Raw genomic sequence first — 21830 nt, 5'->3', positions numbered from 1 at the left:
CCTCGGGAAGTCAAGACTGGCGGGCCCGATCGGTCGGATCCGCGCCGACCTCGCGGTCGGTCTGCATCATGGTCACGATACGTTCGAGATCGTCCACAGACCCGAATTCGACCACGATCTTGCCTTTGCGCTTCCCCAGACTCACAGTCACGCGGGTGTCGAAGGAGTTGGACAGACGCTCGGCGACGTCCTGCAACCCCGGCATCTGGATGGGCTTCCGCTTCGAGGACGGCGACGGCGTGGGAGCACCACTGCGGTTCGCGAGCATGACCGCTTCCTCGGTCGCGCGTACCGACATCCCTTCGGCGACGATCCGCATCGCGAGTGCTTCCTGAGCGTCGGCACCGGCTTCGAGCGCGAGCAGGGCGCGCGCGTGACCCGCGCTCAGCACGCCCGCAGCGACCCGCCGCTGGACAGGGATGGGCAGCTTGAGCAACCGGATCATGTTCGTGATGACCGGGCGCGAGCGTCCGAGGCGTGTCGCCAGTTCCTCGTGGGTGACCTCGAACTCCTCGAGCAACTGCTGATACGCGGCCGCCTCTTCGAGGGGGTTGAGTTGCACACGGTGGATGTTCTCGAGCAGAGCATCGCGCAGCATCGCGTGATCGTCGGTGTCCCGGACGATCGCGGCGATCGTGTCGAGTCCCGCTTCCTGGGAGGCCCGCCACCGGCGCTCGCCCATGATGATCTGGAAGCGGTCATCGTCGGCTCGCCGCACCACGATCGGCTGCATCAGGCCGAACTCTCGGATCGAGTGGACGAGTTCGGTCAGTGCCTCTTCGTCGAAGACCTGACGGGGCTGCTTCGGGTTCCGGTCGATTCGGTCGATCGGGATCTCGAGGTACACCGCCCCGGCGGGAGAGGGGAGTTGACCCTGATCGACCTCGGCGGGCGCAGCCTCGTCGCCTTCCGTGCCCGGCGCCGTGGATTCGGGAGAGGCAGGCTTTCCGTCGCCGATGATGAGGTCCGCTGCGGCGGATCCGAGTCCGGACGGCGACGAGGACATTCCCGGTGACGCACCGGCACGTCGACTGGGGGCAGGCTTCACGGGCGGCGCGGGAGCGGCCGGTGCCGATGCGCTGGTCGTCGATTCGGTGGTCGTGGAGGTGGTGGTCGTCGAGGTGGGCGCTGTCGTGGCCGGCGCAGTTACCGGTGGACCGGTCGGGATGAGAGCAGCCAAGCCTCGTCCGAGCCCGCCCTTGCGTGTCGCACTCATTCGTTCCCCTGCTTCTTCTGTATCCCGCGTGCCGCCAGCTCACGACCCGCATCGAGGTAACTCATCGCGCCGCGCGATCCCGGATCGTAGTCGAGAACTGTCATCCCGTAGCCGGGAGCTTCGGAAACCTTCACGCTCCGGGGGATGACGGACCGCAGCACCGCGGACCCGAAGTGTGCGCGCACCTCGGAGGCGACCTGATCGGCAAGCTTCGTGCGGCCGTCGTACATCGTGAGCAACACCGTCGAGACGTGAAGGTCGGGGTTGAGGTGCGACTGCACGAGTTCGATATTGCGCAGCAACTGCCCGACACCTTCGAGGGCGTAGTACTCACACTGAATCGGGATGAGCACTTCCTTGGCTGCGACAAGAGCGTTCACCGTCAGCAGGCCCAGTGACGGCGGGCAGTCGATGATGACGTAGTCGTACTCGCGCGGCCCGAGCGCGTCCTTCGTGAGTGCGTTCCGGAGACGGTTTTCGCGAGCCACCATCGACACGAGTTCGATCTCGGCGCCTGCCAAGTCGATGGTCGCCGGGATGCAGAAGAGGCGCTCGCTGTGGGGACTCTGCTGGACGGCGTCGACGGCGCGCACCTCGCCCAGGAGGATTTCGTAACTCGACGGAACGCCGGAGTGATGAGGTACTCCCAGCGCGGTACTCGCGTTGCCTTGAGGGTCGAGGTCGACGACGAGCACCGTCAGACCCTGGACCGCCAGCGCGGCGGCGAGGTTGACCGCGGTCGTGGTTTTGCCGACCCCACCCTTCTGATTCGCGATCGTGAACACGCGGCGCTCGTGCGGCTTCGGGAGAGCAATTGCATCGCTCGGGTGGAGCACCTGACTCGCGCGATGTGCCGCAGCGCCGATCGGCGTATCCATCGCGGAAAACCCATCGAAGGGGACGGGTGAGAACTCGTCGTTCATCGCCTCGGTTTCACGTGAAACAGCGGATTCAGATCCACCCGTCATAGAACGCTCCTTAAACGTTTGATCCGCACGGTCCGCACGCTACATCCTCTTCGCTCCGGGGACACGGCGCACGGGACGCGGCCTGTTCGAGCAACGAGGAGGCGAGGCATGTCCGAAGAATTGGTCGTGGCTTCGACGCGTCGACTCACGTCCACTTCCTCGGTCGGTTCAGTATTCCACCCGCATTCTATGTGGCTGCCACGCGATCACACCGCAGGACGTTCCACGTGAAACAACGCTTCTTTGTTTCACGTGGAACATTGCGGGCCGGGGGAGTGGGGAATGTTTCACGTGAAACTACGACACGTGTCGCTTGGGTCGCTGAGATACGGGTATTGCTCACTTTCGATTAGCCGAATAACTTGTTGCGCAACGTGTTTGAAATTCTGTCACCGTAAGACGTTGTGCCACAGCGTTTCCCTCATCCGGAGAACTTTTACACGGCACGGTCCCACTTCTGGCGTCACAGTGACGAAAAGAGAAGGGGTCCCCGGTACCCGCCCACACGGGAACAAAATCGACCCTTGACGCCGTCCGAACACTTCCGGATGCCACTCGGTACTCGAGGGACTGCCTCGAGCTCGAGAGGCATCCCGGTCGATCGGTACTCGAGATGTCCGGCGCCGGCCCGAACAAAACAAGCCCCTCGACTCCGCGAGGGGAGTGAGGGGCTCGTTTCACGTGGAACAGTTACTTGTTCTTTCTCCGCCGCGAAGGACGTGGCATGCGCTCCGCTTTCACAACGAGTGTCGGAACCGGAAGCGCATCGCGGCCGCACTCGAGCACCTCGAGATTGCCGGCACCGAGGCGGGCAAGCTCGGCTCGGTCTCGCTCGATCTCCTCGTGCGCCGAGGAACCTTTCAACGCGAGCATGCGGCCGCCTTCGTGGATCAGGGGGAGGGACCACTTGGCGAGTTTCGCGAGCGGCGCGACCGCCCGCGACGTGACCACGTCGGCTCCGCCGGCTTCCTGAAGCACACTCGGCTGTTCCGCGCGGCCTCGCACCACCAAGACATTGTCGAGACCGTTGGCTTCCACAAATTCCGCCAGATAGACCGTGCGTCGCAAGAGCGGCTCGACGAGTGTGATTCTCAGATCGGGTCGAGCGATCGCCAGCGGAATACCCGGCAAGCCCGCTCCGCTGCCGACATCGACGACGGCCTCGTCCTCCTGGATGAGTTCGCCCAACACCGCGCAATTCAAGATGTGACGCTCCCACAGTCGGGACACTTCACGCGGACCGATCAGTCCGCGCTCGACTCCGTCGACCGACAGTGAGCGATGGTAACGCTCGGCAAGCTCGAATCTCTCGCCGAAGATCTGCTGGGCGGTGGCCAGCAATCCTGCCTCGTCTTGTTCCACGTGAAACATCCTCTCGTGCCGACGGCGTGCCGGCGGTGCCGGTCCCGCTGGCCTCCATCGAATAAAAAGAGGGACCCCGAGTGTTCAGGGTCCCTCTTCGAGCCGAAAGCGGACGGCTCAATCCTGCACGATCACAACGCGCCGATGCGGTTCGGCGCCTTCGCTCTCGCTGGAGACCCCGTCGACCTTCGCGACCGCATCGTGCACGATCTTGCGTTCGAAGGGAGTCATCGGGGCAAGTTCCTCACGACCGCCGCCGGCCAGGACCCGCTTCGCGGCGGAGGTACCCAGCTCGGTCAGCTCGGCACGCTTGCCCGCACGCCAGCCTGCGATGTCGAGCATGAGCTTGCTGCGTTCCCCGGTGGCCTGCTGCACGGCGAGACGTGTGAGCTCCTGGAGGGCGTCGAGAACGTCACCGTTGGTTCCGACGAGCTTGCTCAGATCCTTGCCGCCGTCGATGCTCACGACGGCCCGGTCACCCTCGACGTCGAGGTCGATGTCGCCGTCGAAGTCGAGCACGTCGAGCAACTGTTCGAGATAGTCGCCGGCGATTTCCCCCTCTTCGATCAAGTCCTCGTCGTCGACCACGTCGGTGTCGAGTTCAGGCTCGCGCGCCTCGCCGGTCACCTCGATGTCCTCCTGTGCCTTGTCCAGGTCACTGGCCATGATCAGCTCTCTTCTACTTCGGTCAGCGCCGCTTGCGCTTGGAGTTCTTGGGACGGCTACCCGGCTTCGGGGCCGATGATCCGGGACCGGACGTGGGCGTCGAGTTGCCGTTCGCCTGAGCGTCTACGTCCTTGGTCAGCGAGACCTCGGGCGTCACGTCGGTGGCCGCACCGTCGGCAGGAGCACTCTCCGCCGCAGCGACGGCGCCCTTCTTCTTCTTCGCCTTGTTCGGACGGGCACCCGGCTTCGGGGCGTTCTCGTTGCGGCGTGCGAGCGCCGCTGCCCGCTTCTCTTCTTCTTCCTGATCGATCTTCCGGAAGACGAGATGCTGCTGGCCGTACGTCCACACGTTGTTGCTCACCCAGTACAGGATGATGGCGATCGGGAGGAACGGACCACCGACGAGCACACCGAGCGGGAACACGTAGAGCGCGAGCTTGTTCATGATCGCGGCCTGCGGGTTCGCGGCAGCCTGAGTGCTCTGGCGGGCGACGGAAGCGCGGGCGTTGAAGTGCGTGGCGATACCGGCCACGATCATGAGGGGAACGGCGACCGCCGCGATCTGCCACCGCGAAGGGATGTCACCGAACGGCGCGAAGGCCTCGAGCGAGGCGATCGGCTGAGTGATCCACGACGAGATCGGGGCACCGAACAGACGCGCGCTCAGGAAGGATTCGACGTCTTCCGGGCTGAAGGCGTAGTTGCCGACACGTGCGTTCTCTTCCGGCGTCAGGCCGAGCTGGCCGAAGCCGGTACCGGTGCGGTTGAAGGACCGCAGCACGTGGAACAGACCGATGAAGACCGGCACCTGCAGCAGGACCGGCAGGCAACCCATCAGGGGGTTGAAGCCGTGTTCCTTCTGGAGCTTCTGCATCTCCAGTGCCTGGCGTTGCCGGTCGTTGGAGTACTTCTTCTGAAGCGCCTTGATCTGCGGCTGAAGTTCCTGCATCTGCCGGGTCGTGCGGACCTGCTTGACGAACGGCTTGTACAGAATGGCGCGGAGGGTGAACACGAGGAACACCACCGACAACGCCCACGTCCAGCCGCTGTCGGGAGCAAGGACGAACGAGAAGGCTTTGTGCCAGACCCAGAGGATCCAGGACACGGGATAGTAGATGAAGTCGAGCACGGCTCTATGTACTCCTCGGGTCGTCCATGTCGCCACGGAGAGGCGTCGGTCTCAGGTCTTCGCTCCGGTCAGGTACCCACGTGGGACGACCGATGACTCCGCTCGGGTACCGGATCCCATCCTCCAGGATGCCAGGGAGCACATTTGAGCAGCCGCACCAACGTGAGCGCCGTGCCGACCACGAACCCTCGCGCGCGCAACGCTTCGACCGCGTATTCGCTGCAGGTGGGAACGAATCGGCACGTCGGCATCCGGGTAGGCGACACGTACGTGCGGTAGAGCTCGATACAGAAGATCAATGCCCTTGCCGGCGCCGAGCGGATGGTGTTTCCGCTCGCATTCGGGGCGGTCATGCGGGCTTCCCGGCATCGGCGTGGACGCCTGCACTCTCGGCAGGGACGCTGGAGGACGGCTCCTCGCCGGTGGGAGATGCGTCGAGAAGAAGTCCGAGCCTGGTCAGACCCGACCGGAGCTGCTTGTCGAGTTCCCGCGAATCCGCGGTCGCCGAGCCCGGAAGAGCACGCAGCACGAGGTCGGTGTTCTCGGGTACTCGCTCGACGAGGCCGGCACAGATATGACGAAGCCGGCGTGCGACTCGATGTCGAATCACCGCCGGCCCGACAGCCTTATTCACGACGAGCCCGAAACGGGGACCGTCGACACTCACCAAGAACTCGGACCTATCACGCTCGAGAGCGTGAATCACCAGGTCCCGCCGCCCCTGACGGCGACCGCGACGGACGGTATCGGAAAAGTCCGTGCGGCGCCGCAGTCGATACGGCTCAGGTAACACCCCGAGCTCCCGTTACGGGATCAGGCGGTGAGTTCGGCGCGGCCCTTACGGCGACGCGCCGTCACGATCGCGCGACCCGCACGGGTCCGCATCCGGAGACGGAAGCCGTGGACGCGCGCGCGGCGTCGGTTGTTCGGCTGGAACGTCCGCTTGCCCTTAGCCACGGTCAACACTCCTCGAGATATATGTGACGCCGGCAGGCGCCATCGGTCTAACGTGTACGGATTTTCGCACGACCCGTGCGCAATAAGTGCAGCACGGACCTATCACTTCTGCATGAGTGACTGTTCGAGGCTACGCGGATTCCGACGCGAAATCAAACTGCGGTCTCTGTGCCCGAGCGGTCCCGGTTGTGGTGCACATCCGTCGAAAGTCGGGCCCCGAACACCCCTGTGTCCCACGTCACGGTGGGTTACGCTCTCTCGCATGGCTTCGTCAGCGAACCCGCAGCGCATAGGCCGTCTTGCCCATTCGCCGCACGTCCATAGACGATGCGCGCGGCCGCCGGTCGCGTGCCGTCGCTCCTGACGCGCCGCACAGCGCCACCGCGCGGAGCCGATCTCGTGTGCCAGACTGATCACGAAGCGTCGGCACACCGACGGGCCCCTCGAATCAGGTCTTCCACTTCACCCGTGCACACAGTTGCACCACTTCTGCAGACATCCACCGGGTCGTCCCCCCCGGTTGTCCACACCTGTGGATAATCGTGTGGAAATCATGTCGACCTGTGGGAGGAAGCTACGTGAACGACGAGCCGAACGCGCTTGCCGATGTGTGGGCGGACGTCGTCGCCGAGCTGACAGCGGACGACGGAGTGCTGACCAAGAGCCAGAAGGCGTGGCTTGCGCTGGTCAAGCCGATCACGCTGGCCCAGGGTTTCGCGCTGCTGTCGGTCCCGTCCACGTTGGCCCAGCAATCCATCGAGCGTGACCTGCGCGAACCTATTCTCCGGGTGCTCACCCGCTACCTGGGTCATCGCGTGGAAGGACTGGGCGTTCGGGTCGAGCCGCGCGAACGCATCGACGACCCCGCGGAGGATCCGTACGCGGAACCCCGCGACACTTTGCCCCTGGAGGGCCTTCCCGAGGACCGGGGCGCCGGGGATACCCGCAGCGGAGAGAGCCGCGCCCGCGATGCACGGCGCGAGCCGGCGGGATCTCGAGACGGTGGTTCACCTCGAGACGGTCGCTCCTCCCGCGACGGCATGGCTCCCGGCGAAGGCATCGGGCACCTCCGGCGGAGGTACACCACAGCCCGCGACCACGACATGCTCGACGGCGAGCCCGGCGACCACGAGGAAGTGGACGACGACCGGGAGGCACTGACCGCCGTCCGCGAATCGTGGCCGTCCTACTTCACGCAGCCGCCACCTCCCGAGACGCCCTCCATGGGCAGCAGCAGCCTCAACGCGAAATACACCTTCGACACCTTTGTGATCGGCGCGTCGAACCGCTTCGCCCACGCCGCGGCCGTCGCGATCGCCGAAGCCCCGGCCCGGGCATACAACCCGCTGTTCATCTGGGGTGCGTCCGGTCTCGGCAAGACCCATCTGCTGCACGCCGCCGGTCACTACGCCCAGCGGTTGTTCCCCGGTATGCGGGTCAAGTACGTCTCCACCGAGGAATTCACGAACGATTTCATCAACAGCCTCCGCGACGACCGCAAGGTCGCGTTCAAGCGGCGGTACCGGGAGACGGACATCCTCCTGGTCGACGACATCCAGTTCATCGAGGGCAAGGAAGGTATCCAGGAAGAGTTCTTCCACACCTTCAACACGCTCCACAACGCGAACAAGCAGATCGTCGTCTCGTCGGACCGTCCTCCCAAGCAGCTGGCAACCCTCGAGGAACGCCTGCGCACCCGGTTCGAGTGGGGCCTGATCACCGATGTCCAGCCGCCCGAACTCGAGACGCGCATCGCGATCCTCAGCAAGAAGGCGCGCATGGACGGGCTCAACGTTCCCCATGACGTCCTCGAGCTGATCGCCAGCCGGATCGAACGCAACATCCGCGAACTCGAGGGTGCGCTGATCCGCGTCACCGCCTTCGCGTCCCTGAACCGCCAGCCGCTCGATCTGACGCTGGCGGAGGTCGTGCTGCGTGATCTGATGCCCGATTCGACGGCTCTCGAGATCAACGCAGCGACCATCATGGCGGTGACCGCGGAGTACTTCGGTACGTCCATCGACGACCTGTGCGGTCCGGGCAAGGCGCGTCCACTCGCGCAGGCCAGGCAGATCTCCATGTATCTCTGCCGAGAACTGACGGATCTGTCACTGCCGAAGATCGGGCAGACGTTCGGACGCGATCACACCACAGTTATGTACGCGGACAAGAAGATTCGCAAAGAGATGACGGAACGCCGGAAGGTGTACGACCAGGTCCAGGAACTCACCGCGCGGATCAAGCAGAGGTCCAAGCGGTAGTCCTCGCCGCAGAAAGCTGTCCACAGGGAGTGCCCACACGGGCGCTCCCTGTCCTGTTTCCGTCCCGCATCTCGAGAAAGTCCGGGTACTCACACTTGTGGACAAGGGTGTGTACAACATGGGATCTTTGTGGACGGACGGTGGACAGAGGACTAACACTCTCGAGGAGTCCACATTCCATCCTCGAGTAGTCCTCGAGTTCATCCTCGAGTGCGGCGCCTCGAGAAGGGCACCCCACCAGCCTAGACGTCGATCGGTCCACAGATTGCACAGGACCTATTACTACTTCTGTGAGTTCTTCTGAGAAATACTATTTAAAAACAGGTGTGTGGATGAGCTGTTCCACAGGCGTCTCGAGTGAGGTGCCCTCTCCCGGCCCCAGCTTTCCAACCAGCCAGGGAAGGCATACCGTGGAGCCGCATCCCCCGACGCCGCCCCGCGGAGTCGGGGCCTTGTGTCAGACTTCGTACGACTTGTCGAGACCACGATCGAAGGGATCCACCGGGCGATGGAGCTTGGAAGCATGAAGTTTCGTGTTGCTCGCGAGGACTTCGCCGACTCTGTCGCGTGGGTTGCCCGGAGTCTGCCGTCACGACCTCCGGTGCCCGTCCTCGGCGGTGTCCTCCTCGGAGCCGAAGAGCAGGGCCTGACCGTGTCGGGATTCGACTACGAGGTCTCGGCGCAGGTCCACGTGGCGGCCGAAGTCATCACCACCGGCCAGGCCCTCGTGTCGGGCAAGTTGCTCGCCGACATCACCCGTTCGCTGCCCAACAAGCCGGTCGACGTGGTTCTCGACGGCACGCGTGTACTCATCACGTGCGGCAGCGCAAAGTTCTCGCTCCCGACGATGCCCGTCGAGGATTATCCCCAGCTCCCCGAGCTGCCCCAGCAGACCGGCTCGCTCGCCGGCGACCTGTTCGCCGAGGCCATCAGCCAGGTCGCGGTGGCAGCGGGCAGGGACGACACCTTGCCGATGCTCACCGGCATCCGGGTCGAGATCGACGGCACCGACGTGGTGCTCGCCGCCACCGACCGGTTCCGCCTCGCGGTGCGCAAACTCGAGTGGATGCCGACCACGGACACCACCACGGCCGCAGTGCTCGTACCGGCGAAGACTCTGTCGGAGGCTGCGAAAACCGTTGGCGGGTCGTCGAATTCGCCCGTGCAGCTCGCACTGGGTAGCGGTTCGTCGGTGGGCGCCGAAGGTCTGCTCGGCATCGTCGCCGACGGCCGCCGCACCACCACGCGGCTCCTCGATGCCGAATTCCCCAAGTTCCGCCAGCTGCTGCCGAACGAGCACACAGCGATGGCCACCGTCGAGATCGCTCCGCTCGTCGAGGCGATCAAGCGTGTCGCGCTCGTTGCCGAACGTGGCGCTCAGGTCCGACTCGAGTTCACCGACGGCGGCGTGCTCCTGTCCGCCGGTGGCGACGATGCGGGTCGCGCCGAAGAATCACATCCCGCCGAGTTCTACGGTGAACCGCTGGTCATCGCGTTCAACCCCGGTTATCTGCTCGACGGCTTGACGTCGCTGCACACCGACAAGGTCTCGTTCGGGTTCACCACCGCGAGCCGGCCCGCCGTGCTCCGGCCCGCACTCGAGGAAGAACCGTCGCCCGACGCTTCGGGTACCTTCGCTGCTCCCGAGAGCGATTACACCTATCTGCTGATGCCGGTGCGCCTGCCGGGCTGACCGGCGCGCCAGATTTGGACGGTCCGTGTACGTTCGCACCTTCTCGTTGCGCGACTTCCGCTCCTGGGAAGCCGTCTCCGTGGAGCTGTCGCCAGGAGCGACGGTCTTCGTCGGCCGCAACGGACACGGCAAGACGAACTTGCTCGAGGCTCTCGGATACCTGTCGACCCTGTCGTCGCACCGGGTCGCGTCCGACACACCGCTGCTGCGCGCCGGTACGACACGTGCATTCACAGGTGCGCAGGTCGTCAATGCGGGTCGTGAGCTGGGCATCGACATCGAGATCAACGAGGGCAAGCCGAATCGCGCCCGCATCAACCAGTCGCCGGCTCGTCGCCCCAGGGAGATTCTGGGGATTCTGAGGACCGTGTTGTTCGCGCCCGAAGACCTGTCGCTCGTCCGCGGTGACCCCGGTGACCGGCGCCGGTACCTCGACGAACTTCTCACCACCCGTTATCCCCGGATGAGCGGCGTCCGGGCCGACTACGACAAGGTGCTGCGGCAGCGTTCGGCGCTGCTCAAGACAGCCGGAGGCGCGCTGCGCCGGGGCACGCGCTCGACCGACGGTACGAGTGCGCTGGCGACCCTCGATGTCTGGGACGGGCACCTCGCCGCACACGGATCGGAGTTGCTTGCGGCCCGGCTCGAGTTGTTGCACGCTCTGGCCCCGCACGTGTCGGAGGCATACCGCTCGATCGCGCCCGAATCCCGTCCCGCCCGCCTGCGATATCGCAGCAGCCTCGGTGATGCACTGCCCGACGAGTTCTCCGATCCGGCCCGCGTTCCCGCACCGGACGACCGTGAATTCCTCGAGACCGTGTTCCTGCACCGTCTGGCAGAAGCGCGGAACAAGGAGATCGAACGCGGTGTGTGCCTGGTGGGCCCGCACCGCGACGATCTCGAGTTGATCCTCGGCGAGCACGGTGCGAAGGGATACGCGAGTCACGGCGAATCGTGGTCGTTCGCGCTCGCGCTCCGGCTCGGCGCCTTCGCGCTGCTCCGTACGGACGGTACCGACCCCGTGCTGTTGCTCGACGACGTCTTCGCCGAACTCGATCGCCGTCGCCGCGCTGCGCTCGCGGAGGTCGCTGCGACCGCGGAGCAGGTACTGATCACCGCGGCTGTTCCCGAGGACGTGCCGGACGAGTTGAGCGGCGCGCGGTTCCCCGTGGAGGTGGAAGACACCGACAACGGTCGGATCTCTGTGCTGGGATCGGTGCAATGGGCAGACGCACAATCGGTCGGGAGGTTCGATGAGTGACGAGTCACGGCCACAGGACGGCTCGCCGTCCGGCGAACCGGAACTGAAGGGTGTCGACCTCGCACGGCGCGCGCTCGAGGAAGCTCGAGCAGCAGCCAAGGCCAGCGGCAAGGCAGTGGGACAGGGTCGCGCGTCGCGCGGGAACCTGCGTCCTCGCCGGCGTCGCCGCGGCTGGTCCGGCCCCGGACCCGACGACCGGGATCCGCAGCCTCTGGGCGCTCTCACCGGCGCGGTAGCCAAGCAACGAGGCTGGTCGACGCACGTATCCGAGGGCACCGTCCTCGGCAGTTGGGCTCGTGTGGTGGGCGAGGACATCGCCGGCCACGCCCAGCCGACGACACTGCGCGACGGCATCTTGCACATCTCGGCCGAGTCGACGGCCTGGGCAACCCAGTTGCGGATGATGCAATCGCAGATCCTGGCGAAGATCGCCGCGGCCGTGGGCCACGGCGTGGTGAAGGAACTGCGCATCAGCGGACCCACGGCGCCGAGTTGGCGCAAGGGCGAGCGGCATGTCCGTGGGCGTGGTCCTCGCGATACGTATGGGTGATCCAGGTCGCCCGCGAGCATCACGAGCGCGGAATGAAGCCGACGTAGGAAATTACGTGTGTTGATGCGCGCGAGGCCCGCTGCGGGGATATCAGCGGGGTAAGCAACCGCATTCTGTGTCGCCCCCGGCATACGAGGGTCGGGCACGTAGGATGGATGAAGAATGCCGCGCGCGTTGTGCGGGGCCGAGGCGGAGAAGGAGAGCTACCCACCCGTGGCTGCCCAGAAGTCGAACAAGAGCAACAAAGACTACGGTGCGTCGTCCATCACCGTCCTCGAAGGACTCGAGGCGGTACGCAAGCGCCCTGGTATGTACATCGGTTCCACCGGAGAGCGTGGTCTGCACCACCTGATCTGGGAAGTCGTCGACAACTCGGTCGACGAGGCGATGGCCGGGTACGCGACGAAGGTCGAGGTCACCCTTCTCGAGAACGGTGGCGTGCAGGTCGTCGACGACGGCCGCGGTATCCCGGTCGGGATGCACTCGTCGGGCGTTCCCACGATCGAGGTCGTCCTCACCCAGCTGCACGCCGGCGGCAAGTTCGACTCGGATGCGTACGCCGTGTCCGGTGGTCTGCACGGTGTCGGCATCTCCGTGGTCAACGCGCTGTCGACCACACTCGAGGTCGAGATCGATCGCGACGGGTACCACTGGGAACAGACGTACACCTATTCCAAGCCCGGTGAGCTGGTCAAGGGTGAGCCGTCGACACGGACCGGCACCACTGTCCGGTTCTGGCCGGACCCGGACATCTTCGAGACGACCACCTTCAACTTCGAGACGGTCGCGCGCCGCCTGCAGGAAATGGCGTTCCTCAACAAGGGACTGACCATCACGCTCTCCGACGAGCGCGTGCTTCCCGAGGAAGTAACCGACGAGGTCGTCCTCGAGACCGCGGACGCGCCGAAGACCGCCGAGGATCAGGAACTCGAGGCCAAGAAGCCCGAGGTCCAGAAGGTCAAGACTCGCGTCTACCACTACCCCGGTGGTCTCGAAGACTATGTGCGCCACCTGAACCGCACGAAGTCGCCGATCCACAACTCGGTGGTGGGTTTCACGGCCAAGGGCACGGGCCACGAACTCGAGGTCGCGATGCAGTGGAACTCGGGTTACTCCGAGTCCGTCCACACCTTCGCCAACACCATCAACACCCACGAGGGTGGTACGCACGAGGAAGGCTTCCGTGCGGCCCTGACCACCGTGGTGAACAAGTACGCGAAGGACAAGAAACTTCTCAAGGAGAAGGATCCCAACCTGACGGGTGACGACATCCGTGAGGGTCTCGCGGCGATCGTCTCCGTCAAGGTCGCCGAGCCGCAGTTCGAAGGACAGACCAAGACGAAGCTCGGCAACACCGAGGTCAAGTCGTTCGTACAGAAGGCGTGCAACGAGCACATCTCGCACTGGTTCGAGGCGAATCCGGCCGACGCGAAGACGATCGTGACGAAGGCAGTGTCGTCCGCTCACGCCCGTCTCGCAGCCCGGAAGGCGCGAGAACTGGTGCGGCGCAAGAGCGCTACAGATATCGGTGGTCTGCCGGGCAAGCTCGCCGACTGCCGCTCCAAGGATCCGAGCAAGTGCGAGATCTACATCGTGGAGGGCGACTCGGCCGGCGGTTCCGCGAAGTCGGGCCGCGACTCGATGTACCAGGCGATCCTCCCGTTGCGCGGAAAGATCATCAACGTCGAGAAGGCCCGCATCGACCGGGTGCTCAAGAACGCCGAAGTCCAGTCCATCATCACGGCTTTCGGCACGGGCATTCACGAAGAGTTCGACATCGCGAAGCTGCGGTACCACAAGATCGTGCTGATGGCCGACGCCGACGTCGACGGCCAGCACATCGCGACATTGCTTCTCACCCTGTTGTTCCGGTTCATGCGGCCGCTCGTCGAAGACGGCCACGTCTATCTGGCGCAACCGCCGCTGTACAAGCTCAAGTGGCAGCGGAGCGAGCCCGAGTTCGCGTATTCCGACCGGGAGCGGGACGCGTTGCTCAAGGTGGGTCTCGAGTCCGGTAAGAAGATCAACAAGGACGACGGTATCCAGCGCTACAAGGGCCTCGGCGAGATGAACGCGAAGGAACTGTGGGAGACCACCATGGATCCGGCCGTTCGCGTTCTCCGTCAGGTGACGCTCGACGATGCCGCCGCCGCGGACGAACTGTTCAGCGTCCTCATGGGTGAGGACGTGGAGGCACGCAGAAGCTTCATCACGCGCAACGCCAAAGACGTACGGTTCCTCGACGTCTGACGCGGGGCCGCTCGGCGGGCGCTGAGCGAAATCTGACCACATCGGGATCCCTTTTGTGAGAGACATCACATTAGGGGTCCCGATGATGTGACATGTGACAGTGACACGCTGGTCGCGCTGGCTGGCTACCCGCTAGTACAGTCCATTGGGCCACCGCCATGTGTGGCAGCCGTACAGGGGGTCGGGTGCATTTCGCAGGAGCGTACGAGCGTGCGCCTTCCGTATTCCCTGTATGTACCGCTATGGTGCCCTCACCCAGGAACGTCTCGTTCGACTGCATCGATCGAAAACGCACTCAGTTTCGAGCGGTGCGCCGGTTGGCGCTCGTCGCCTGGCGCGAACGGGGTGGAAGGAGAGCTGTAATCCATGAGTGACAAATCGCCGCCCCGGCAGCGGTGGTGGAACATCGAGGGGTGGGGTCTTCGCACGAAGGTCACCGCCGTCCTCGCTGTCCCCGTGACAGTGGCGATGGTCCTGGGTGGTCTTCGCGTCGAGAACGAACTGTCCAATGCGGTGCACTTCTCCTCCGCGGCCGATCAGGTCGCGGTCGTGCCCGACATCGTCGACTTCTCGACGGCGTTTGCGACGGCGACCGGTAGCGCGGCAGCGGGAACGATCACGCCCGAGGAGATGGACACACTCGGGGAAACGTTCGTCACGATGAAGACGATCGCGGCAAGCCCCGAGTTCGACGAGGCGCTCGTCTCGGACCTCGACCGCACGATCGCCAGCGCCGAAACGCTTTACACCAAGATGCAGGCCGGGCCCGTCGCGATCGCTGAGATCGCCGCCGTCACCAGCGAGGTGCGCGACAACCTCAACAGGATCGTCGAAGCGGTCCTCGACGGTGTCGACGACCGCGAGATCCTCGACTACGGCAACCAACTCGTCAACGCCTGGTACTCGCAGCGATACCTGTTCGGACAGGTGCTCGGTGTGCTCGCGATCCTCGAGAACCCGGAACAGCCCGACACCGCGCTCGTGTCCGCGTCCGGCGGCGAGCTTGCGATGCTCGAACTTCTTTCCCGGTCGTACCCGATGGCCGACGCGCAGATTGCCGACCTGCGGTCCGGCGTCAAGGAACGCACCGACATGGTCGCGGCTGCCGGCGAAGGCCCGCTCCCGATCCTCAACGTCCGAGCGTCGCTGCTGCACAGCGTCGACGTGTACGGCGGCATCATCGACGCTGCAGCGCAGCAGATCACGACGACCATTCAGGATCGTGCCGCGGAGACCCGTGCAGCGGCCTTGCGCGACACCGCGATCGTGCTCGCCGCTCTGCTCGCCGCTCTCGTCCTCGCGCTGCTCGTGTCCCGGTCTCTCGTCGGCCCCATCCGCCGGCTGCGGTACGGGACCCTCAAGGTTGCCCGTCAGGAGCTGCCCGAGGCCATCGACCGCATCAAGGTCGGCGACAGCATCGAGGACATCGAGTTCACCCGCGTTCCCGTCCACACGACCGAGGAGATCGGTCAGCTGGCGCGCGCGGTGGACGACATGCACGGCCAGGCACTGCGTCTCGCGGGAGAGCAGGCCCACCTCCGTCTCCAGATCAACGACATGTTCGAGACGCTGGCCCGGCGAAGCAAGTCCCTCGTCGAGCAGCAGCTCGGACTCATCGAACGTCTCGAGTACGAGGAGAAGGACCCCAGCCGTCTCGAGAGCCTCTTCCGGCTCGATCACCTTGCGGCTCGTATGCGCCGTAACGGCGACAACCTGCTGATCCTCTCCGGCACGCGCATCCGCCGCGGTCACTCGGCGCCTGTACAGCTCGGCGACATCCTGCGTGCCGCGATGTCCGAAGTCGAGGACTACCAGCGGGTCCAGATCGGTTCGACACCGGACGGTGCGCTCAGCGGTGCGGTAGCAACCGACATCGTGCATCTCCTCGCAGAATTGGTCGACAACTCGTTGCGGGCCTCCCCGCCCGACAGCACCGTCACGTTCAGCTTCGCGCGCGCCGTCGACGGTGGACTGCTTGTCGAGATCGCCGACCGCGGCATCGGTATACCGCCGGAAGAACTCGAGATCATCAACGAGCGCCTGACGAGCGGTGGCGCGGTCGGTCCCGACACCGCCCGCCACATGGGTCTGTTCGTGGTGTCGCGGCTCGCCGAGCGTCACGGCCTCACCGTGCGGCTGCGCCCGACCTTCGACACCGCACGCAACCCCGGCATCACCGCGAGCGTTCACATCCCGGATGTGCTGCTCGTCTCGCCGCTCGCGTTGTCCCAGACGGGTCCGCAACCGCGAATCATCGACGCGGAGCCCGAGTCTGCACCCGAGGCACTGTCCTCGCCGTCGTCGCAGGAGACTCCCCAGCTGCCGCCGCCTTCCCGCGAGAAGGAATACGAACCGGCGCGGTCGCAGTCTCAGGCGCCCTCGCAGCCTCAACCCCGGCCGAAGCCCCAGCCCCGGCCGCAGTCCGATCAGCAGTCGCAGCCCCAGCCCCGGCCGCAACCGCAGTCCGATCAGCAGTCGCAGCCGATCCGTGTCGATGCGTACGACCGTTCCGACGCGGAGTCCAACCCGCCGTCGCAGCCGATCCGCATCGAGGCGCCCGACCGGTCGTACTACGCGCAGGACGAGCGGTCTTCGGAGAGAAGAGATCCGGGTCAGGGTGTCCGCCGTGATTCCGCACCGGGTCGTGACGAGCGTTCCCGCGACGACGAGCGTGCGGGCTTCGCGCCGGCCTCTCGTGGCGCGGTTCCGCGCGAGTCGACGGGTGCGCACGAATTGTCCGCACTCCGGGAATCAGGTGTTCCGGGCCGGCCTCAGCAAGGCCAGGGCGACCGCTCCGGTCTGCCGACGCGTCAGCCGGGCGCGGCACCGGGACTTCCTCCGCGCCAGCCGGGTTCGAACCAGCCGGCTTCGAACTCGGGTCTGCCCACCCGGAACCCCGGCGCAGCGGCATCGGGTCTGCCTACCCGCAACCCCGGCGCAGCGGCACCGGGTCTTCCGTCCCGTCAGCCGGGTACGACTCCCGGGTTGCCGACGCGTCAGCCGGGTGCGACTCCCGGTCTGCCGACGCGTCAGCCCGGCGCGACTCCCGGTCTGCCGACGCGTCAGCCCGGCGCGACCTCCGGTCTGCCGCAGCCGCAGCAGGCTCCGCGCAGGATCCAGCCCGACGCCGCGGCAGCATTCGTCTCGGCGCTTCCTCCCCGCGGCCAGCACGGTCAGAACCGTCCCGCTCAGGACCGCGTGTGGCAGGACGAACACGCTCGTCGTCAGGAGCGGGAGGCGCAGGCCGGACAGGAATCTCGTCAGGATCGTCCTCAGCAGGACGAGCGCGATCGTCGGATGGCACGGGACGAGCGTCCGGCCGAACGGACCGGCAGCCACGCGGCGGCCGAGCCGTCCACACATCGGCAGCAGCCGGAACCTGTTCGGGAACAAGAAGCTTCGAGCCTCCCGCAGCGTCAACCGGGTAATACTCCCGGCCTTCCGGTCCGTTCGGGACCTGCCCCGCAGGAGCAGCGTCCGGATGCGCAGCAGGGAACCCGTCCGTCGGGGCTCCCGCAGCGTCAGCCCGGTGCTACACCCGGACTGCAGGGACGCGGCGCAGCCCCGTCGCCGCAGCAGACGACTCCTGAGCGTGCTCCCCAGCATTCGCAGGCACAGCATTCGCAGGTGCAGCCGCCGCAGAATCTCCGGCCGTCGCAGCAGCAGCCGCAACACGAGGCTCCGAACGGGCTGCCGCAGCGTCGTCCGGGTGCTACGCCCGGCATTGCCGGTGGGCCGCAACCTCGCCCGGACAGCGCACCGGCCGGAGGACTTCCGCGTCGCCGGCCCGGGGCGACCCCCGGTCTTCCGCCGCGTCCTGCCACCGCGCAGGAACCCTCGGCTGCCGCACTGGCGGGTCCGACGCCAATCCCGTCGGCGAGTATTGCCGACGGCGGATCGGTGGCGCCGCAGAGCGACGCGCAGAACGCCGCTCGCCATCGCTACCGGACGAACTCCGCGAAGACAGCGTCGTTCTTCCAGCCCAGGCCGGATTCGGTCGGGCTCCGACCGCAGCCCGCACCGCACACGCCGATCTTCTCCAACATGATGTCGGATTGGCTTGTCGATCCGACCAGTCTTCCGGAGGACCGCCGGAGGAAGGAATGGCGTTCGGCTGCCGACGCAGGATGGGAAGCAGCACAGCGAGCAGCAGAAGTATCGGTGGAAGAACACACGACGGCCGGCCTTCCGAGGCGCGAGCCGGGTCACCGCCTCGTTCCGGGTGCGGTGAGGGCTCCCGCCACCGGGGAGCTGCCCAAGACGATCCGACGCCGGGACCCGGAAGCCATTCGGGCGAACCTGAGTCGCCACCAGCAGGGCGTCCGTAACGGTCGCACCTCGGCGAATACCAGCAATCGCGAGAACAATGAACAGGGAGTTCGATGAACATTGATCATGGATCCGACGTGGCCCGTCCACTGGACTGGTTGGTTTCCAACTTTGCGCGCGAAGTTCCAGGTGTCTCGCATGCCGTACTCGTGTCCGCCGACGGCCTGCTGATGGCTGCCAGCGCCCACCTTCCGGTCGACCGTGCCGAGCAGCTCGCTGCCGTCACCTCCGGCCTCGCGAGCCTGTCCAACGGTGTCTCGCAGTTGTTCGACGGCGGCGGAGTTCTCCAGTCGGTCGTCGAGATGCAGCACGGTTACCTGCTGCTCATGAGTGTCGGTGACGGTTCGCACCTCGCGGCTTTGACCGCGTCGGAGTGCGATATCGGACAGGTCGGCTACGAGATGGCGCTCTTGGTGGACCGGGTGGGTGCCTCGGTCGAGGCAACCCCGCGGGTCGGCCAGGGGTCCTGACGTCGAGGTGGCCATGGAATCGCGCAAGCCTGAGTCGGTGCCGGATCAGCCCAGCCTGGTACGGCCCTACTCGCTGACTTCGGGACGTACGAGTCCTGCGGTCGAACTGGCGTTGGAAGCACTGATCCAGGCGATCCCGGGCACGGACCCTCGGGCCCGTGACTTGGACAACATCAACGCCACGATCTTGGAGTTGTGCAAGGAGTCGCCCTCGGTTGCCGAGATCGCGGCGAGGGTGGGCGTGCCGCTGGGAGTGGCACGCGTCCTCGTTGCCGATCTTGTCGAAGCCGGACACGTACAGATCCTGGCCACGCTGAAAGACGATTCGAGCGACGCGGAGCGTCGTGAGCTGATTGAAAGGGTCCTCAGTGGACTTCGCGAACTCTAGCGCCACCAAGCGCGTGACCTCGACCAAGATCGTGATCGCGGGTGGCTTCGGTGTCGGAAAGACCACGCTGGTCGGGGCGGTGTCCGAAATCGTCCCCCTCCGCACCGAAGCGCTCGTGACGAACGCCAGCGACGGGGTCGACAATCTCACCGCGACGCCACAGAAGGCGACGACGACGGTGGCGATGGACTTCGGCCGTATCAGTCTGGCCGAGGACCTCGTGCTGTACCTGTTCGGTACTCCGGGCCAGCACCGATTCTGGTTCATGTGGGACGACCTCATCCGAGGCGCGATCGGTGCGATCGTGCTGATCGACACGCGTCGGCTCGACGAGAGTTTCGCGGCCGTGGACTTCTTCGAGGCGCGGAACCTTCCGTTCATCGTCGCGATCAACGAGTTCGACGACGCGCCGCGCTACCCGCTCGAGGACATCCGCCAGGCCATGGCGATCTCACCCGATGTCCCGATCGTGTCGATCGACGCTCGTTCCCGTGAATCGGCGAAGCAGGCATTGGTGACCGTCACCGAATACGCGCTGCGGAAGCTGCACCAGCCGGTGGCCCCCTAGTGGTCGAGGGACTCCAGCTTTTCACCATGGGTCCATGGGTGATCTTGCTGGCGTACCTCACCTCGGCGATCGGGGTGTTCGTCGGGGTCACCAGCGTCCGGAAGGTTCGTACCGCGGGCAGCGACCGCGTTCGCCGATTCTGGCTGGTGGTCGCATGCCTCGTCCTCGGTGGAGTCGGTGTGTGGCTCGCACAGTTCCTGCCGATGGCCGGGTTCGCGGTGGAGAACAGCATCGTCCGGTACGACCTGGTCACCATCGTGTTCTCGATGTTGCTCGCGCTGGTGACGGTGTTCATGGCTCTGCTGATCGCGTCGCCGTCGGATGGTTCCTCGTCGAGGACGGAGCCGGCTGCTCTCGTACTCGGCGCCGGACTCGCCGCTGTGCCCTACGTGATCATGTGGTCGGTCCGGACCCAAGGCGAGGTCTCCTTCAACCTCATCTTCGTCGGCGCCGGCGTGCTCGTCGCATTCGTGACGGCCGCGGGTCTGATGTGGCTGGTGCAGCACGCGGACACATGGCCCAAGCGGCTGGTCGGTGGGGTTCTCGGCGGCGCCGCAGTGATCGTCGTGCACTTTCTCGCTGCGGCGTCCATCCGGGTGACTCCCGACGCGACGGTGCCGGCACCCGCCGGCATCGAGGTGTTCGCGATTCTGTTCCCGTTGTTCGTCGCCGGACTGCTCATGCTGGTCGTTCCGATTGTCGCGGTGCTGCTCGCCCCGGACCGCGTCGCGGCGCAACTCGAGCGTGAAGCCGACGAGTGGAACGCGGAGACGTTCCGGACCCCCACGCGGTAACAGTCCGGCGTGCACCATTTCTCGATGGGGCCGTGGGTATTCGTGCTGGCCTACGCGACCGCTGTAGCCGGGTCCTACACCGGGCTGTCCTGCATTCGCAGGTCGCACGAGGACTCGGGACGCAACGGGGGCAACTGGTGGTTGCCCATGGCGTCCCTCGCCATCGGCGGCGTGGGGATCTGGCTCATGCACTTCATCGGCATGATGGGGTTCTCCGTGCCGGGAACCGTGATTCGCTACCACCTCGGACCCACGGTGCTCTCGGTGCTGGCGGCGGTGGCGACCACCATGCTCGGCATCTGGATCGTGACTGTCCGCTCCGCGGTGCTCGAGCGGCTTCCGCGCGGGGTCCGTCCGGGAATCGGCGGCCTGGTGATGGGTCTCGCGGTGACCCTCATGCATTACATCGGGATGACCGCGATGAGGGTCCAGGGCACCATCGACCACGATGCGAGGTTCGTTCTCCTGTCGGTGGGCATCGGTGTGGTCGCGTCGACGCTTGCGCTTGCTCTCGCGCGGAGCGCCGAAAGGGTTCACATCCGTCTGATGGCCGCGTTCGTCATGGCTTCGGCCGTGGTCGCGCTGCACTACACCGGAATGGCGGGGGTGCACGTGGTCGTCGACCCCGGAGCCCCGGAACCGAGCGGCATGAGCGTCCTGTCGTTTCTGTTCCCCGCGTTCATTCTCGGCATCATCGTGCTGGCTGTGCCGATCACCGCACTGGTGCTCGCACCGGAGGCCGAGAAGGACCGGCACGAGGACCTGATCGATCTCCGGACCGACGCGGGAAGTGGGGCATGACGTGGTGCAGGACGGCGCTTTCGTGTGTGATCTACCTCTCCCTTGCGGAGACGTGAGCGGAAAGTGCCTGTCCTTCGCGGCGTGGGGTGACCTGCACCTATAGACTCGTGTGGTTGCGAGACGTCTGCCGGGCGGAAGACCGCGGGCGGACGTTCGAGCCGAGTAGA

The 21830-nt window shown here is 65.7% G+C and carries 19 protein-coding genes; 11 read left to right on the top strand and 8 right to left on the bottom strand.

Annotated elements, in window-relative coordinates; translation table 11 throughout:
- Nucleotides 1-10 precede the first annotated feature (10 nt).
- From HF886_RS11040 to rpmH, 8 genes are all read right to left on the bottom strand, one after another.
- Nucleotides 11-1216 (bottom strand): ParB/RepB/Spo0J family partition protein, encoded by a 1206-nt coding sequence (locus tag HF886_RS11040; protein WP_169652313.1) that lies wholly within the window; start codon nt 1214-1216, stop codon nt 11-13.
- Nucleotides 1213-2184 carry a ParA family protein gene (locus tag HF886_RS11035; protein WP_169652312.1) on the bottom strand — a complete coding sequence of 324 codons (972 nt, stop codon included), beginning with the start codon at nt 2182-2184 and terminating at the stop codon, nt 1213-1215. The genes HF886_RS11040 and HF886_RS11035 overlap by 4 nt, the downstream gene beginning before the upstream one ends.
- A gap of 690 nt (nt 2185-2874) precedes the next feature.
- Complete coding sequence (gene rsmG / locus HF886_RS11030; RefSeq protein ID WP_169652311.1) at nt 2875-3555, bottom strand: 16S rRNA (guanine(527)-N(7))-methyltransferase RsmG; 681 nt, start codon at nt 3553-3555, stop codon at nt 2875-2877.
- Nucleotides 3556-3663: 108 nt separating this feature from the next.
- Nucleotides 3664-4212, bottom strand: a complete 549-nt coding sequence (locus tag HF886_RS11025; protein ID WP_169620904.1) for a R3H domain-containing nucleic acid-binding protein — start codon at nt 4210-4212, stop codon at nt 3664-3666.
- A gap of 22 nt (nt 4213-4234) precedes the next feature.
- Nucleotides 4235-5341 carry a membrane protein insertase YidC gene (yidC, locus tag HF886_RS11020; protein ID WP_169620903.1) on the bottom strand — a complete coding sequence of 369 codons (1107 nt, stop codon included), beginning with the start codon at nt 5339-5341 and terminating at the stop codon, nt 4235-4237.
- 68 nt (nt 5342-5409) lie between these two features.
- Complete coding sequence (gene yidD / locus HF886_RS11015; RefSeq protein ID WP_169620902.1) at nt 5410-5694, bottom strand: membrane protein insertion efficiency factor YidD; 285 nt, start codon at nt 5692-5694, stop codon at nt 5410-5412.
- Nucleotides 5691-6134: a ribonuclease P protein component gene (rnpA, locus tag HF886_RS11010; RefSeq protein ID WP_169620901.1), complete on the bottom strand. Its 444-nt coding sequence runs from the start codon at nt 6132-6134 to the stop codon at nt 5691-5693. Before rnpA ends, yidD begins: the two co-directional genes overlap by 4 nt.
- A 20-nt stretch (nt 6135-6154) precedes the next feature.
- Nucleotides 6155-6298 carry a 50S ribosomal protein L34 gene (rpmH, locus tag HF886_RS11005; protein ID WP_169620900.1) on the bottom strand — a complete coding sequence of 48 codons (144 nt, stop codon included), beginning with the start codon at nt 6296-6298 and terminating at the stop codon, nt 6155-6157.
- A gap of 578 nt (nt 6299-6876) precedes the next feature.
- Between rpmH and dnaA the strand changes: the two genes are divergently transcribed.
- From dnaA to HF886_RS10950, 11 genes are all read left to right on the top strand, one after another.
- Nucleotides 6877-8559 carry a chromosomal replication initiator protein DnaA gene (dnaA, locus tag HF886_RS11000; RefSeq protein WP_169652310.1) on the top strand — a complete coding sequence of 561 codons (1683 nt, stop codon included), beginning with the start codon at nt 6877-6879 and terminating at the stop codon, nt 8557-8559.
- Nucleotides 8560-9067: 508 nt separating this feature from the next.
- Entirely contained in the window at nt 9068-10252 is a 1185-nt protein-coding gene (dnaN, locus tag HF886_RS10995; RefSeq protein ID WP_169652309.1) for a DNA polymerase III subunit beta, read from the top strand.
- A gap of 25 nt (nt 10253-10277) precedes the next feature.
- Nucleotides 10278-11513 (top strand): DNA replication/repair protein RecF, encoded by a 1236-nt coding sequence (gene recF / locus HF886_RS10990; protein WP_169652308.1) that lies wholly within the window; start codon nt 10278-10280, stop codon nt 11511-11513.
- Nucleotides 11506-12063 carry a DUF721 family protein gene (locus tag HF886_RS10985; protein ID WP_169620896.1) on the top strand — a complete coding sequence of 186 codons (558 nt, stop codon included), beginning with the start codon at nt 11506-11508 and terminating at the stop codon, nt 12061-12063. Before recF ends, HF886_RS10985 begins: the two co-directional genes overlap by 8 nt.
- A 213-nt stretch (nt 12064-12276) precedes the next feature.
- Entirely contained in the window at nt 12277-14313 is a 2037-nt protein-coding gene (gene gyrB, locus HF886_RS10980) for a DNA topoisomerase (ATP-hydrolyzing) subunit B (RefSeq protein WP_169621078.1), read from the top strand.
- A 366-nt stretch (nt 14314-14679) separates the two neighbouring features.
- On the top strand, nt 14680-18699 hold the full coding sequence (locus HF886_RS10975; RefSeq protein ID WP_169652307.1) for an ATP-binding protein: 4020 nt from the start codon (nt 14680-14682) through the stop codon (nt 18697-18699).
- The gene (locus HF886_RS10970) at nt 18696-19112 is read left to right on the top strand and encodes a roadblock/LC7 domain-containing protein (RefSeq protein ID WP_072701130.1); all 417 of its coding nucleotides are present in this window, start codon (nt 18696-18698) and stop codon (nt 19110-19112) included. The genes HF886_RS10975 and HF886_RS10970 overlap by 4 nt, the downstream gene beginning before the upstream one ends.
- A gap of 13 nt (nt 19113-19125) precedes the next feature.
- Nucleotides 19126-19500, top strand: a complete 375-nt coding sequence (locus HF886_RS10965) for a DUF742 domain-containing protein (protein WP_072701132.1) — start codon at nt 19126-19128, stop codon at nt 19498-19500.
- Nucleotides 19501-19513: 13 nt separating this feature from the next.
- Nucleotides 19514-20068, top strand: coding sequence for an ATP/GTP-binding protein (locus HF886_RS10960; RefSeq protein WP_169621077.1), 555 nt, complete (start codon nt 19514-19516; stop codon nt 20066-20068).
- 26 nt (nt 20069-20094) lie between these two features.
- Complete coding sequence (locus HF886_RS10955; protein ID WP_206036875.1) at nt 20095-20862, top strand: MHYT domain-containing protein; 768 nt, start codon at nt 20095-20097, stop codon at nt 20860-20862.
- A gap of 24 nt (nt 20863-20886) precedes the next feature.
- A complete protein-coding gene (locus HF886_RS10950) occupies nt 20887-21663 on the top strand; it encodes an MHYT domain-containing protein (protein WP_169652306.1) in 777 nt (258 codons plus the stop codon).
- Nucleotides 21664-21830: the final 167 nt, after the last annotated feature.

The sequence above is a fragment of the Rhodococcus sp. 105337 genome, assembly GCF_012844225.1.
Classification (GTDB): domain Bacteria; phylum Actinomycetota; class Actinomycetes; order Mycobacteriales; family Mycobacteriaceae; genus Rhodococcus.
This window is presented reverse-complemented; position numbering and strand designations above follow the sequence as displayed.

Coding starts and splice junctions, on each gene's coding strand:
- HF886_RS10950 (WP_169652306.1), top strand. CDS start 20,887: ATGGGGCCGTGGGTATTCGTGCTGGCCTACGCGACCGCTGTAGCCGGG.
- HF886_RS10955 (WP_206036875.1), top strand. CDS start 20,095: ATGGGTCCATGGGTGATCTTGCTGGCGTACCTCACCTCGGCGATCGGG.
- HF886_RS11025 (WP_169620904.1), bottom strand. CDS start 4,212: ATGGCCAGTGACCTGGACAAGGCACAGGAGGACATCGAGGTGACCGGC.
- rsmG (WP_169652311.1), bottom strand. CDS start 3,555: ATGTTTCACGTGGAACAAGACGAGGCAGGATTGCTGGCCACCGCCCAG.
- HF886_RS10965 (WP_072701132.1), top strand. CDS start 19,126: ATGGAATCGCGCAAGCCTGAGTCGGTGCCGGATCAGCCCAGCCTGGTA.
- dnaN (WP_169652309.1), top strand. CDS start 9,068: ATGGAGCTTGGAAGCATGAAGTTTCGTGTTGCTCGCGAGGACTTCGCC.
- HF886_RS10975 (WP_169652307.1), top strand. CDS start 14,680: ATGAGTGACAAATCGCCGCCCCGGCAGCGGTGGTGGAACATCGAGGGG.
- yidD (WP_169620902.1), bottom strand. CDS start 5,694: ATGACCGCCCCGAATGCGAGCGGAAACACCATCCGCTCGGCGCCGGCA.
- HF886_RS11035 (WP_169652312.1), bottom strand. CDS start 2,184: ATGACGGGTGGATCTGAATCCGCTGTTTCACGTGAAACCGAGGCGATG.
- HF886_RS10970 (WP_072701130.1), top strand. CDS start 18,696: ATGAACATTGATCATGGATCCGACGTGGCCCGTCCACTGGACTGGTTG.
- HF886_RS11040 (WP_169652313.1), bottom strand. CDS start 1,216: ATGAGTGCGACACGCAAGGGCGGGCTCGGACGAGGCTTGGCTGCTCTC.
- HF886_RS10985 (WP_169620896.1), top strand. CDS start 11,506: ATGAGTGACGAGTCACGGCCACAGGACGGCTCGCCGTCCGGCGAACCG.